At 70.5% G+C, this 13247-nt stretch carries 9 protein-coding genes; 4 read left to right on the forward strand and 5 right to left on the reverse strand.

The window, feature by feature from the left end; genetic code table 11:
* Nucleotides 1-116: 116 nt before the first annotated feature.
* On the forward strand, nucleotides 117-1430 hold the full coding sequence (locus tag H9X80_RS07905) for a glycoside hydrolase family 3 N-terminal domain-containing protein (RefSeq protein ID WP_204793798.1): 1314 nt from the start codon (nucleotides 117-119) through the stop codon (nucleotides 1428-1430).
* Nucleotides 1431-1510: 80 nt separating this feature from the next.
* Here H9X80_RS07905 and H9X80_RS07910 read toward each other — a convergent pair whose 3' ends face one another.
* The 5 genes from H9X80_RS07910 to H9X80_RS07930 form a co-directional block, all read right to left on the reverse strand.
* Nucleotides 1511-2149 carry a DedA family protein gene (locus H9X80_RS07910; RefSeq protein WP_204793799.1) on the reverse strand — a complete coding sequence of 213 codons (639 nt, stop codon included), beginning with the start codon at nucleotides 2147-2149 and terminating at the stop codon, nucleotides 1511-1513.
* Between the two features lie 245 nt (nucleotides 2150-2394).
* Complete coding sequence (locus H9X80_RS07915) at nucleotides 2395-6915, reverse strand: SpaA isopeptide-forming pilin-related protein (RefSeq protein WP_204793800.1); 4521 nt, start codon at nucleotides 6913-6915, stop codon at nucleotides 2395-2397.
* 417 nt (nucleotides 6916-7332) lie between these two features.
* Nucleotides 7333-8568: an iron-containing alcohol dehydrogenase gene (locus H9X80_RS07920; RefSeq protein ID WP_204793801.1), complete on the reverse strand. Its 1236-nt coding sequence runs from the start codon at nucleotides 8566-8568 to the stop codon at nucleotides 7333-7335.
* 125 nt (nucleotides 8569-8693) lie between these two features.
* Complete coding sequence (locus H9X80_RS07925) at nucleotides 8694-9152, reverse strand: type II toxin-antitoxin system HicB family antitoxin (protein WP_204793802.1); 459 nt, start codon at nucleotides 9150-9152, stop codon at nucleotides 8694-8696.
* A gap of 8 nt (nucleotides 9153-9160) precedes the next feature.
* A complete protein-coding gene (locus H9X80_RS07930) occupies nucleotides 9161-9355 on the reverse strand; it encodes a hypothetical protein (protein WP_204793803.1) in 195 nt (64 codons plus the stop codon).
* Nucleotides 9356-9749: 394 nt separating this feature from the next.
* Between H9X80_RS07930 and H9X80_RS07935 the strand changes: the two genes are divergently transcribed.
* From H9X80_RS07935 to H9X80_RS07945, 3 genes are all read left to right on the forward strand, one after another.
* On the forward strand, nucleotides 9750-9947 hold the full coding sequence (locus H9X80_RS07935) for a hypothetical protein (protein WP_204793804.1): 198 nt from the start codon (nucleotides 9750-9752) through the stop codon (nucleotides 9945-9947).
* Between the two features lie 132 nt (nucleotides 9948-10079).
* Complete coding sequence (locus H9X80_RS07940; RefSeq protein WP_204793805.1) at nucleotides 10080-10394, forward strand: metal-sensing transcriptional repressor; 315 nt, start codon at nucleotides 10080-10082, stop codon at nucleotides 10392-10394.
* 69 nt (nucleotides 10395-10463) lie between these two features.
* Nucleotides 10464-13139, forward strand: a complete 2676-nt coding sequence (locus H9X80_RS07945) for a heavy metal translocating P-type ATPase (protein ID WP_204793806.1) — start codon at nucleotides 10464-10466, stop codon at nucleotides 13137-13139.
* The last annotated feature ends 108 nt before the right edge of the window (nucleotides 13140-13247 follow it).

The following is a 13247-nucleotide window of genomic DNA, read 5'->3' on the forward strand; positions in this document are numbered from 1 at the left end:
GGACGGAGGAAGTGTCTCCGCTCCGTCCCCCTGTCACCCCCACCCCTGTCACCCCACGAGCGGTGACACTTCCTCCGTCCCCCTGTCATCCGGTCGCACTTGGTGAGGTAGATGCGATGGATGACGTGCTCGACAGCAGGTCCTTCTCGCTTGATGAGCGCGAGGTCTTCGACGAGTCCAACCCTCGCGAGAGCGACGAGGCTGCGGCCACGAGTCGGCTCTCCGACATCGCGGGCGACGTGACGCACCTCTCGCGCGCCGGCGGCTTCGCCAACTACGCGGAGGCGTGCGCGCCTGCCGCGAACACCGAGATGTCTGACGGGCAGCGCGCCGAGTATCACCTCAACAGCAACTTTGACTACACGACCTATCTTGACCCCGACGCCGTGATGCCCACGACGGGCGCCGACAACGGCCTCACGCTGGCCGACCTTCGCGACGCGGACTATGACGACCCGCGCTGGGACCAGCTGCTTGACCAGATGTCCGTCGACGAGATGGTCAACCTCATCTCGATGTTCGGCTACCAGACGCCTGCCGTGGAGTCCGTGGGCAAGGTCCAGACAATCGACGCGGATGGCCCCACGGCCATCAACCAGAACTTCACCGGCGAAGGGTCCATCGGCCTGCCGATTCCGGTGGTCATCGCCTCCACCTGGAGCCCCGACCTTCAGTACGAGTACGGCGAGATCATGGGCCAGATGTGCCGCGAGATGGGCGTCGAGGGCTGGTATGCCCCCGGCGTGAATATCCACCGCTCCGCCTTTGGCGCGCGCAACTACGAGTTCTACTCCGAGGACGGCACGCTGTCCGGCCTGATCGCCGCCCGGGCGGTCGAGGGCGCCAAGTCCAAGGGCGTCTATGCCTACGTCAAGTACTTCGCACTCTACGACGGAAACGCCAAGATGGTGTGCGTGTGGGCCGACGAGCAGGCCGCGCGCGAGATCTACCTGCGCGCCTTCGAGATCCCGGTCAAGGAGGCCGGTGCCAAAGCCGTCATGGTCTCCTGGAACTTCCTCGGGACCAAGTGGTCTGGCGAGAGCTCCGAGCTCATGAACGACATCCTGCGCGGCGAGTGGGGCTTCCGCGGCATGGCGCTCACCGACTTCTTCCGCAACAACGGCCACGGCTTCATGAACGCCGACGCGGCACTTGCCAACGGCGTGGACGCGATGCTCTCCACCTACGGCGGCGGCCCCAACGTGCCGGCTGACGTGACGGATGCGTCCACAGTCCAGTACATGCGTCACGCCAGCAAGAACATCATGTACACGGTGGTGTCAAGCTGGGCCTACGAGGATGATGCGGCCGACGTCGGGCTGGCCGGCTGGCAGATGGTTGCGATCGGTGTGGCCGTCGTGCTGGCTGCCGTGCTGGTCGGCTGCGAGGTCCTGACGGTTCGAGGCTACAGGAGGCGTCTCTCCGCGTAGCGTGGCGGGTGCGATAGTCGCTCACTACCGAACGCACTGTGACAGGGGGACGGAGCGGTGACACTTCCTCCGTCCCTCTGTCACCGCTCTGCGCGCTGCTCCTTGACGGCGGGGATGATGCGCTTGACTACCCAGAAGGCGATGACTACCACGACGATGGCGATGATGACGTACTTGACCACGTCGGAGACCCACTCGGCCTGCGCGGAGACGGTGGCCCACGCGCTGCCGGCCGCCGCGCCAAGCGAGACGAGCACGGTGTTCCAGACGGCGGAGCCCACGAGCGTGTAGAGGGTGAAGCGCACGGGGTTCATCTTGGCGGTCCCTGCGGGGATTGAGATGAGGCTGCGCACCACCGGCACGCAGCGGCAGATGAGGACCGTGACCTGGCCCTTGCGGTCGAACCAGCCCACCGCGCTCTCCACGTCCTCGGGCTTGAAGCCCAGCAGGCGCATCGGGCGCGTGCCGAAGAAGCGGGTGAGGCGCTCGCGCGAGAGCAGGCGTCCCACGCCGTAGAGGATGAACGCCCCGACCACGGACCCGACAGTGGCCGCGATGACGGTGAGCGGCAGCGTCATGTCCGTCGTGGTGGTGAAGAAGCCCGAGAGCGGCAGGATGACCTCGCTGGGGATGGGCGGGAAGACGTTCTCAAAGAGGATGAGCCCGGCCACGGCCAGGTAGCCGAACTGGTTGATGAACTCGTAGAACGCGGACTCCATGGAGCTCCTTCGTCTTGGCGTCAGTGCCCATCAATTATCCCCACACGTGGCCCCCCTTACGAATAAAACAGCGTATGCACAGATACGCCCGGCGAGAAGGACCTGGGCAGCGAGAGGGGCTAGGCGTCCGGGGAGGCGCGAGCGGCCCGCGAGCGACTCCGGTCCTTCGCGCGCGGCGAGAGGGGCGGAGGGGCCCGGAAAACTCTCGGGCCCCTCCTGGCGCATGCCTCTGCCCCGCGTGCGGCCTAGCCGTCGAGTCTCTGGTGGCGCCTGCGAAGCAGACCGGTGAGCCCGCCCACGCCGGCAAGGCCTACGCCGGCCGCGCAGATCGTTGCGGCGATGCTGGCCGGCTCGCCCGTGTTCGGCATGCCCGAGGCGGGCTCGGAGACGTCCTGCTCGGGCTCCTCGGGAGCGGGGACCCTGAGCGTCTGCGCCGCGTCGTTGATGTCGGCGTGAAGCGCGAGGGTCACGCCCGCCTGGCGAAGCTCCTCGAAGAAGACGACCTCCCGCCCGGCGAGCACGTCCGCGTCAACGGTGAGCGAGAGCTCGACGTCCATCTCCGCCGCCTCGGCCACAAACGTCTTCGTCGCGGTTATCGCGGACCCGTCGGCACCCGTCAGCTCGCCGAGGTCGGTGACCTCACCGTTCTCGTCTCGCCCCTTGGCGTGGAGTGTGGCGACTAGCTCGTAGGTCTCCCCGACGGAGAGGTTGCCCACGTGGACCGTGTCGGTGACGACCTGCTCACTCTCTGCGGGAAGCTCCTGGGTCCCGGTGGACTCGGCCATGGCCTGCGTGGAGACCGATGGCACGTGAAGGGTCTGGTAGGCGTCCTCGACGTCCGCGTGCGCGGCAAGCAGGATGCCGTTCTTGTCGTAGAGCTCCTCGAAGGCAACGGTGTCTCGCCCGGCGAGCCCGCTTGCGTCGTAGGGGATCTCCACCTCGACGCTCATGCTCGCCTGGTCGGCCACGAACTCAACCTCGGCCGTGGCCTCGCCGCCGTCCGCCCCGGCGAGGGTGCCCCCGTCGGTGACGGCGCCGTCTTCGGAGACGTCCTTGGCATGGACGGTGCCCCTGAGCAGGTACCTCTCGCCAGGGACGAGGCCCGAGAGGCCCACGGTGTCAACAAGCGTCTGTCCGGTGGCCTCGGGGCTCGTACTGGTCCCGGTTGCCGCGTTGGCGGCGAGCGTGGTAACGGCGGGCAGGGAGACGGACTGGTCCTCGTCCCCGGCGTCGTCGTGCGTGGCCACCACGGCGTCGCCCTCGAGCAGCGTCTCCGCCGCGTTGACGGTGCGGCCGGCGAGCTCAGAGCCGTCCACCTCGAAGGTCAGCTGGACCTCCATCTGCTGGTCGGTGGCCTCGAAGGTGATCTCCGCCTCGGCGATCTTCTCGCCGGGGACGGGCGCCCCGCCCTCGTCCACGTCAACCACGCGCAGGGTGCCGCGCACGGTGTAGGTCCTCCCGACCACAAGGCCGCTCAGCGCCGCCGTGTCCGTGACCGTCGAGCGGTCGTAGCCGGGCGCGTTGTGGGAGGCGGTGACGTCGGAGAGCAGGGTGGTCCTGATCTCGGGCGTCTCCTCCTCGACGACCTCGTCGTCCATCGTCCCCAGGTCGAGGTTCACGGCGTGGCGGGAAACGCTTACGCGCGTGGAGACGAGCCGGTGCCCCTCGTTGGCGGCACAGGGAAGTTCCTCGAGCAGGTAGGTGTCGAAGGGGAGCGCGCCAAGCTCGTCGTCAGGGACGGTCGTGGCGTCCGTGCGGCCGCTGAACCACACGCCTGCCGCGCTGTCGAGCAGGGCGTCGTCCACGGTCCCGTCCTCACGAAGGGCGGCATCGTTGGCGTTGGTCGCGCTTTCGTGCGAGTTCCAGGAGGCCTCCGTGTTGAGCATGCCGTTCTCGTCGGTCATGACGAGGTGCCACTCGCCGGTGGTCTGGCTGGTCAGGCGGAAGGGGACGTGTGCCATGCGGCTCTGCGTGCCCTCCTCCGCCTTGACGAGGGAGATGTCCCCGCGGACGACCTGGTCGGCGACCGCGTCCTCGTCACGGGAGAGGTCCACTACCACGCCCTCCTCGCGCACCTCGAAGGTGCGGGACCAGTCATCGTTCGGCAGGTACCCCATGGGGGCGAGGGCCTCGGTGACGGTGTAGGTGCCGTAGGGCAGGGCGTCTCCCGCCGTGGCGGCGCGGCCCTCCTCGTCGGTCACGAGGGTGCAGACGACCTCGCCCGTCTCGTAGGTGGCCCCGTCCACGACCACGGCGCCCTTGGACTCGTTGACCACCTCGAACTGCGCACCGGCGAGCGTCGCCCCGCCAAGCGGCCTGGACGCGCTTTCGCTCCCGCCGTGGCCCTCCTGGACCTGGAGCTCGCGGTCGGTCTTGCGGACGCTGACGCCCCCGCGCACGACCTCATCCGCCGTGGCGTCGGCCGGTCCGGTAAGGTCGCTCACCTGTCCGTCCGCCCGTATCTGGACGGTGCGGGACCACTCGTCGTTGGCCTGGTAGCCCTCGGGTGCCACGCTCTCGCGGACCTCGTAGGTGCCGTAGGGCAGGGCATTCGCCGCCGTTGCCGCCGTGCCGTCCTCGCCGGTCCTGATGGTGGCGACGACCTCGCCGGGCTGGTGAGACTCGCCGTCCACGAGCACGGCCGCCGCCGAGCGGTTCACGATTTCAAACTCGGCGCCGGCGAGCGTGGCGTCGCCCTGGGGAAGGGAGGCGTCCCAGTCCGCGTCGACCTTGCGGACGGAGACCCCGCCGCGCACGATGGGCTCGGGGAGGCTCTCAAGGGTCACCACCTGGCCGTCCTCGCGAATCTCAAAGGTCTGGGACCACCCCTCGTTGACGAGGTAGCCCTCCGACGCCTCCCGCTCGCGCGCCTCGTAGGTGCCAAAGGGGAGCGCGCGTGCCGCGGTGACCGCGGAGCCGTCGCCTTCGGTCTCGATGGTGGCCACGACGTCACCGGGCTGGTAGAGCACGCCGTCCACGAGCACGGCGGAGTCGCTCCGGTTGTAGATGTCGAGGACGGCGCCGGCGAGCGTGGCGTCGCCCTGGGCGGTGGCCTCGGAGAGCTCGCCGTCCACCTTCACGACGGCCCCGGCCCCGCGCGCCACGTCCTCGGGCAGCTCCGCGGCCTCCACCACGACGCCGTCCTGCTGCACGGAGACGGTGACGGACCACTCCTCGTTCAGCAGGTAGCCGTTGGGAGCGCTCTTCTCGCTGAGCCGGTAGGTCCCGTAGGGGAGGTCGTGGGCTCCCGTCGCGGCGGTGCCGTCCGTGCCCGTGACGATGGTCATGACCTCCTGGCCGGGCTCGTAGCTCACGCCGCCCACCACCACCGCGGACCTGGACTCGTTGACGATGGAGATGACGGCGCCGGCAAGCGTGGCGTCGCCCTGGGCGACGCCCTCCGCGAGCTCGTGGTCGATCTTGGGAACGCTGACGCCGCCGGAGACGACCGCGTCCTCCTGTGCGGACTCCGCCAGCACGGTGACGAGCTCGCCGGTTCCGGAGCCGGTGACCTGTACGAGGCTCACGGGTGCGTCCTCGGGCAGCAGGTAGCCGTTGGGCGCCTTGGTCTCCTGGACGGTCAGCGTGCCGAGCGGCACGGTGGCGCGCCCGTCGGAGGTCAGGTAGAGGTCGTCCCCCGAGACGAGGTAGGTCGCGGGATCGGACTGCGCAAGCGCGAGCGAGGTCCTGCCCTCGGCGTCCGTTCGGAGCACCCAGGTGCGCACAGGCGTCTCGGGCAGCTCGGCCACGGACCCGAAGAGGCCCGCGTAGTAGCTGACCGTGAACTCGGCCCCCTCCAGCGTGGCGTCTCCCTGGGCCGCCGCGCCGCTCACGGCGTCAAGCTTCCGCACGGCCATCCCCACGTCGCTCTGCGGCGTCTCCGCGGCGGAGACGCGCGTTGTGGCCCCGCTGCCCACGGACACCGGGTAGACAGTCGGGTCGAGCGAGAAGCCCGGCGAGGGCGTGACCTCGCGCACGTAGTAGGTGCCGACGGGAAGGCCGCCCGCCGAGGCGGAGCCACTCTCGTCGGTGGTCATCGTGGCCACCTGGGTCTGGCAGCCCTCGTCCGAGTAGACGCCGTAGACGGCGCCGGCCAGGCTGTAGAGGTCGTTGCCGTCCGTCACCTCCGGGCTGGCGCTCGCCTTCTGGAGGGCGATGGAGCCGGCGGGGTTGGTGCGGGTTAGCATTGACTGCGTGGCGCCGTTGGGGCTCGGCCAGAACACGGCGCATCCCGCGCAGGCTCCGCCACCGCCGGCCGCGGCGTAGGCGTCCGCCTCGCTGACCAGCTGGCGGACCACGCGCGCCACGTCGGCGTAGGTGCGCGTGAGCTCGTCCTCCACCTCGGCGTGCGAGCCTCCCACGTCAGGCAGCACGAGCCAGAGGGCATACTGCGTGGCCACGTAGAACTTGCCCGGCGTGAGCCCGTATCCCTCGGTCGCGTCGCTTGAGTAGCCGTGGTAGAGCACGTAGTCGACGCGGGGGTCGTTCAGCGGGCGGCCTCCGGTGAAGGTCGTGCCCACCGACGGCGTGGAGAGCGTCTTCGCGGCGCACCATCCCACGCCGTCCGAGGTGCCGCCACCGGAGACGGTGAAGCTCTGGAAGTTGCGGAAGGTCGCCGTGATGTCGGGCCAGTCCTGGATGTCGGTCACGCCCGTGATCGTCATCGTGCCGAGGTCCGCCGCCTCGGCCGGTGCCTGGGGCGCCGCCCCCAGCACCCCGAGCACCTGCGAGAGCGCCAGCGCGAGCGCCACGAGCAGCGCTCGCACGCGCCCCCGCGCACCTCTCGGCGCCGTGTTCGGGGTCCTTGCCGACCCCCTGTGCCCTCGCGTCCCGCGAGGTCTTGTGCATGCCATGTACGTCTCCCTTCTGATCGCGGCCATGGTGGGGGAGGGAGCGTAGCAGGGGGTCTCGCACGTCTGTCTGCAGGCAGCCTTACGGGAGCCTGACGGGGCAGCTAACGGGTGCTGTGGGGCCGTGGAGGTTTGAGAACGTATCGGCAGGCGGCCTCCGCGCAGCCGGCGGGCGGCGTGGCGGCGAAGGCGCGGCGTTCCGGGCGCGCCCGCGGCGGCGCGTGCGGGCGGAGGGCGGCCGGGGCACAGGAAAACGGGGTCGTGCCGACCTCGGCACGACCCCGTGCTGTCTCCGCCTGCCCGGCGGCAGGTTCTTCTCGCCAGCCCGGACCCTTACAGGGCGGACTCGTAGATGGCCCGGGCGTCGTCCATCGTGAGGCGCCTGAGCTCGCCGAACTCCGCGCCCTTGTTCTGCCTGAGCGTGGCGAGCAGGTCCGGGATCTGCTCGGCCGTCACGCCGAGCTCGCCCAGGGTGCGCGGCATACCCAGGGAGACGAAGAAGTCCTGCAGCGCGTCGATCGTGGCCTCCGCGGCGTCGCGGGTGGCCTCCTCGGGCGTCACGTCAACGCCGTCTGCCTGCGGGTCCACCGGCTCGATGCCAAAGACGTCGCGCCCGAAGGAGAGGATGCGCTCCGGAGCCGACTGCCAGACGTAGCGCAGCCACGCGGGGAAGATCACCGCGAGGCCGGCGCCGTGCGTGATGCGGGCGTCGTGCGCGGAGAGCTCGTGCTCCAGGCCGTGGCTCTCCCAGCCGCCGGCGCGCCCGGCGGGGTTGGCGCTGCGCCCAATGCCGGCGAGGTCGTTGTGGGCGAGGGTGCCGGCCCACATGATGTTGGCGCGGGCGTCGTAGTCGGTGGGGTCGGCCAGGGCGCGCGGGGCCTCCTCGATGAGCGCGCGGACGAGCCCGCAGGCGATGTTGTCCGTCACGGGCACGGGGCCGGCGGCGGAGAAGTAGCGCTCCATGACGTGGGCGATCATGTCCGTGACGCCGGCCGCGGTCTGGTACGCGGGCAGCGAGAAGGTGAGCTCGGGGTCCATGATCGCGAGGACGGGGCGGTGGAGCTCGGTGGAGAGGCCGCGCTTGAGCTGGAGCTCGTCGTTGGTGATGACGGCAGACGCACTGGACTCGGAGCCGGCGGCCGGGATGGTGAGCACGCTTGCCACGGCCGGACGGCCCTCGGCGACGGGCTTGGCGGCGCCGGAGAAGAGGTCCCAGACGTCGCCTTCGTAGGGGACGCCGAGCGAGATCGCCTTGGCCGTGTCGATGACTGAGCCGCCGCCCACGCCCAGCACCAGGTCCACGCCGGCTGCACGCGCGGTGGCCACGCCCTCGCGCACGAGGCCCACCTCGGGGTTGGGGCGCACGCCGGAGAGCTCCGTGTGCGCGATGCCGGCCGCCTCGAGCGAGGCCAGCACGCGCGCGAGCGTGCCGGTGCGCACCACCGAGCCCTGGCCGTAGACCACGAGCGCGTTGCGGTAGCCCATCGCGGCGAGCTCGGCGCCGGTGCGGTCGCAGACGCCGCGGCCGAAGACGAACTTGGTGGGGGAGCAGAACGTGAAGTCGTTCATGGGGGTCCTTTCGTCGGGTGCCGGCACGGCCGGCCTGCCGAGAAGAGCTTAGCGCTTGCGACGGCGCGGCGGGCGGGAAGGGCACTGCGCTGCCGGCTGCGGGTTCTTCTCGCCGTCTCTCCCGGCTATGCCTGGGCGGCTCCCCCGCGGGGGCGGCCGGGCGCGTGCGGCGTGTTGAAGCGCCGCATGACGTCGGAGGCTGACACCATGCGCGCGTTGCCGACCTTCACGCTGCCGAGCGCCCCCGCGGCCAGCAGCGCGTGAATGCGTGAGCGGGAGACACCGAGCACGTCCGCCGCCTCCTGGACGGACATCGTCTCGTCAAAGATGCGGCCCGGCTCGGCGACGGTCAGGATGCCGAGCGTCATGCCGCCCTCGGGGCACGTGTGGCCAAAGGACCCCACCTCCGGCACGTCCTCCCCGTCGGCGAGCCGCCCGGACACGTTGAGCGCAATCGCGTCCTGCGCCCGGTAGGCTGCCTCCTCCATGCTGTCCCCCTCGGTCACGAGGCCGAGCTCGGGGACGCTTGTCTCCCACCGCCTGCCGCGCGGGACGAGAAGAGCCTCGTAGAAGTATCTGCCCATGATGCCTCCTAGCTGCGCTGCCGTCCGGTCGCGCGCTTTCTGATCGAGTCCTCGACGCCGGGGGAGAAGTCCCCGCGGTGCCGGGGAACCATCACCTTGGTTCCCCACGGCATCGTGAACTCGTCGTGCTCTCTGCCGTGACCGGTGAACCTGCCGCCGTTCTCCCTGATGAGGCGGACCGCCTGTCGGTAGGTCAGCGGCATGGCGCCGCGTCCTGAACCATCGTTTCCCCATTCTACCCAAGATGAGCGTCGGGTGGTTTTAATGTGACTGGAAATAACGTTTTTGAGCTGGCAATTATTTGATTTGATGCTAAGACAGTGGCACTTTCCGATGCCTTGCGGGAACCTCTCGCGAGGCTTTCGCCGCAGGTGCGGACGTGGGGGAGCCGTGATGGTTGCAGGATGATTTCGCGAGCGGCAGCGGGCGGGGGGTGGGCGGCTGGATGTTGGCTGCCGCTACGGTTGCCGCGGGCAGCTGCGGACGCGCGGGACGAGGGCGGGGCTGTGCGGGGCAAGTGCTGTCACGAGGCTTACCCGGGGCTTACGGGGGCGGCGTAGTGTGAGGGCAAGGTAAGGCGCGGCAGGGAGGTGCGGCATGGTCGGCGAGAAGGACCTTGGGTCTGAGGGCACGTACCTAGGCAGGTTCGGGGCGCTCTGCATGAGCGCCTGCGGCGCGTGCACGGTGCTCGCCGCGCTGCTCCTCGTGCTGGAGCCCTCCGCGGGCAACGCCGCCGCGCTCGTGGTCAGCGCTGCCGTGGCCGCGGGCGGGGTGCTGCTGGCCCGCCGCAGGTAGGTCTTGCCATCCGCTTGCAGGTTCTTCTCGCCAGATTGGATCCCTCTGTTTGACAGGTACCCCTCAGGGGTATAGTCTCGTCAGCAACGGAAACCCCTAGGGGGTATCCGGACAGGCAGAAAGGAAGGGACCATGGCCGAGACCGCCGAGAAGAACTGCCGCTGCGCGGCCCACAAGCACACGCCGCGCTCGCCCGAGCTCAAGGCCGACGTCGCCCGTCGCATCAACCGGGCGGTGGGCCAGCTGAACGGCATCCGGCAGATGGTGGAGGAGGACCGCTACTGCGGCGACGTGCTCACGCAGCTGGCCGCCGTGGAGTCCGCCGTGAAGGCCATCTCGCGCGAGGTCATGCGCGACCACCTGGAGACCTGCGTGGTCGAGCGCATCCAGGACGGAGATACCGAGGTCGTGGGCGAGGTCATGGACCTCTTCAAGAAGTTCATGTAGCGGCGACGTCCCGGCGTCCCGTCCCCAGACGGGACGCCCCTGGGGCGACCGGGCAGAGAGGAGCCTTCGATGAAGGAGACCTTTGACATAGAGGGCATGACGTGCGCCGCCTGCGCCACGCACGTGCAGAAGGCGGCTGCCGGCGTGGCGGGCGTCACGGACGCCAACGTCAACCTGCTCAAGAACTCGATGGAGCTTGACTACGATGGCACGCCCGAGACGGCCGCCGCGGTCTGCGCCGCCATCGACCACGCCGGCTACGGCGCGCACCGCCGCGCGTCCGCGTCCGGCTCCGGCCGGGCGGCCGCCCCCGCGACCGAGCGCCCCGGCGCCGCCGCGGAGCGCGCCGTCACCGAGAAGCTCCACCAGCTCGTAATCTCTGCGGTCTTCTCGGTCCCGCTCTTCTATGTGGCCATGGGCCCCATGTTCGGTTGGCCGCAGCCGGCCCCGCTCACGGGCGAGGCGGGCATGATGGCGGCCGGGCTCACGCAGCTCCTGCTCTGCGCGCCCATCCTCTTCGTCAACCGCCACTACTTCATCACCGGCTTCAAGACGCTCGCCCACCGCGCGCCCAACATGGACTCGCTCATCGCGCTGGGCTCCGCCGCCTCCGCCGTCTGGAGCGTGGTCCAGCTCTACCGCGTGGCGCTGGGCATGGGCGCGGGGGACCTCGCGACGGCCCACGCCGCCGCGCACAGCCTCTACTTTGACTCGGCTGGCATGATCCTCACCCTCATTACGCTGGGCAAGTACTTCGAGGCCCGTGCCAAGGGCCGCACCACCGACGCCATCACCGCGCTCATGGACCTCGCCCCCAAGACGGCCACCGTCGTGCGGGACGGCCGTGAGGTGAGCGTCCCCACCGAGGAGGTCGCCGTGGGCGAGCGCGTGATCGTGCGCGCCGGCGAGTCCGTGCCCGTTGACGGCGTGGTGCTGGAGGGCTCGGCCGCGGTGGACGAGTCGGCCATCACGGGGGAGAGCGTTCCGCGGGAGTTGGGCGTGGGCGACCGCGTGACCGGCGCCACCGTCTCCACCGCCGGCTGGTTTGCCATGGAGGCCCGCGCGGTCGGCGACGACACCACGCTCGCGGGCATCATCCGCCTCGTCGACGAGGCCACCAGCTCCAAGGCCCCCATCGAGCGCATGGCGGACAGGATCGCCGGCGTCTTCGTGCCGGTGGTCATAGCCATCGCGGCGGTGACGCTCGTGGTGTGGCTGGCCGTCTCCGGGGACTTTGCCACCGCGCTCACGCACGCCATCTCCATCCTCGTGATCTCCTGCCCGTGCGCGCTCGGGCTGGCCACGCCCACGGCCATCATGGTGGGCACCGGCCGCGGCGCGGCGAACGGCATCCTCATCAAGTCCGCCGAGGCGCTCGAGACCGCGTGCTCCGTGGACGCCGTGGTCCTGGACAAGACCGGCACCGTCACGGCTGGCACGCCGCGCGTGACCGATGTGCGCCTGGCCCCGGGCGTCACCGAGGGGGAGCTCGTGCGCGTTGCCGAGGCGCTGGAGCGCAAGAGCGAGCACCCGCTGGCCTCGGCCGTCTGCAGCTATGCGGAAGAGCGTCGCGCGTCTGGCGAGAAGAGCCTGGCGGCCGCCGCGCCCCAGGTCGCGGACTTCTCCCAGGTTCCGGGCGGCGGCCTCTCCGCCACGGTGGACGGCGCCCCCGCGCTCGCCGGAAACGCCCGCCTCATGGCCGCCCGCGGCGTGGCGCTCGGCGAGCTTGCCGACGCCGCCGAAGCGCTGGCGGCCGAGGGCAAGACCGCGTTGTTCTTCTCGCTGGGCGGGCGGGTGCTCGGCATGGTTGCCGTGGCCGACCCCGTCAAGCCCACGAGCGCCGCGGCCGTCGCGCGCCTCCGCCGGATGGGCGCGCGCACGGTCCTTCTCACCGGCGACCAGGAGGTCACGGCCGCCGCGGTGGCGCGCCAGGTGGGCGTCGACGAGGTCATCGCCGGCGTGCTGCCCGCCCAGAAGGAGGAGAAGGTCCGCGAGCTCCAGGCGGCGGGCCACAAGGTGGCCATGGTCGGCGACGGCATCAACGACGCGCCGGCGCTCGCCCGCGCGGACGTGGGCATCGCCATCGGGGCTGGCACCGACGTGGCCATCTCCTCGGCCGACGTGGTGCTCATGCACTCCGACCCGGCCGACGTGGCCACCGCGATGGAGCTCTCCCGCGCCACCATGCGCAACATCAAGCAGAACCTGTTCTGGGCGCTCTTCTACAACGCCATCTGCATCCCCGTGGCCGCCGGCGTGCTCTCGCCGTGGGGCGTGACGCTGAACCCGATGATCGGCGCCGCGGCCATGGGCTTCAGCTCGGTCTTCGTGGCGAGCAACGCGCTGCGCCTGCGCACCTGGAAGCCGAGCGCGCGCACCGCCGACAAGGCTGCCCCGGCCAGCGAGCTGGTCGTGTCAGTAGAGAACGTCGAGGTCCCCGCGGAGGTCACGGCACCCGCCGCCCCCGCCGGGGCGCCGACAACCGCCGAGGCCTCGCCCGAGGCCCCGACGTCCGCAACCAAGAGAGAGGACGAGACTATGACCAAGAAGCTCAACGTGACCGGCATGATGTGCCAGAACTGCGTCAAGCACGTGACGAAGGCGCTCGAGGGCGTGGAAGGCGTGTCCAACGTGGCCGTCTCGCTGGAGGACGGCACCGCCACCTGCGACGTCGCCGACGGCGTTGCCGACGACGCGCTGGTCGCCGCCGTGGCCGACGCCGGCTACGAGGCCAAGGTGGCGTAGGCGGGCCTGACACGCCTCACATGGCGAGAAGGACCTGCCGCAGGCTCTTCTCGCCGCACGGGCTACGCTGCGCCCCCGGGCCTCTTCGACAGGCCGGGGGCGCCTCTC

Source organism: Olsenella profusa, assembly GCF_016900315.1.
Taxonomy (GTDB): domain Bacteria; phylum Actinomycetota; class Coriobacteriia; order Coriobacteriales; family Atopobiaceae; genus Thermophilibacter; species Thermophilibacter profusus_A.

Excerpts from the sequence above, each read along its gene's own strand:
- H9X80_RS07945 (WP_204793806.1), top strand. The coding sequence starts at position 10,464 with ATGAAGGAGACCTTTGACATAGAGGGCATGACGTGCGCCGCCTGCGCC.
- H9X80_RS07910 (WP_204793799.1), bottom strand. The coding sequence starts at position 2,149 with ATGGAGTCCGCGTTCTACGAGTTCATCAACCAGTTCGGCTACCTGGCC.
- H9X80_RS07905 (WP_204793798.1), top strand. The coding sequence starts at position 117 with ATGGATGACGTGCTCGACAGCAGGTCCTTCTCGCTTGATGAGCGCGAG.
- H9X80_RS07935 (WP_204793804.1), top strand. The coding sequence starts at position 9,750 with ATGGTCGGCGAGAAGGACCTTGGGTCTGAGGGCACGTACCTAGGCAGG.
- H9X80_RS07920 (WP_204793801.1), bottom strand. The coding sequence starts at position 8,568 with ATGAACGACTTCACGTTCTGCTCCCCCACCAAGTTCGTCTTCGGCCGC.
- H9X80_RS07925 (WP_204793802.1), bottom strand. The coding sequence starts at position 9,152 with ATGGGCAGATACTTCTACGAGGCTCTTCTCGTCCCGCGCGGCAGGCGG.
- H9X80_RS07940 (WP_204793805.1), top strand. The coding sequence starts at position 10,080 with ATGGCCGAGACCGCCGAGAAGAACTGCCGCTGCGCGGCCCACAAGCAC.
- H9X80_RS07930 (WP_204793803.1), bottom strand. The coding sequence starts at position 9,355 with ATGCCGCTGACCTACCGACAGGCGGTCCGCCTCATCAGGGAGAACGGC.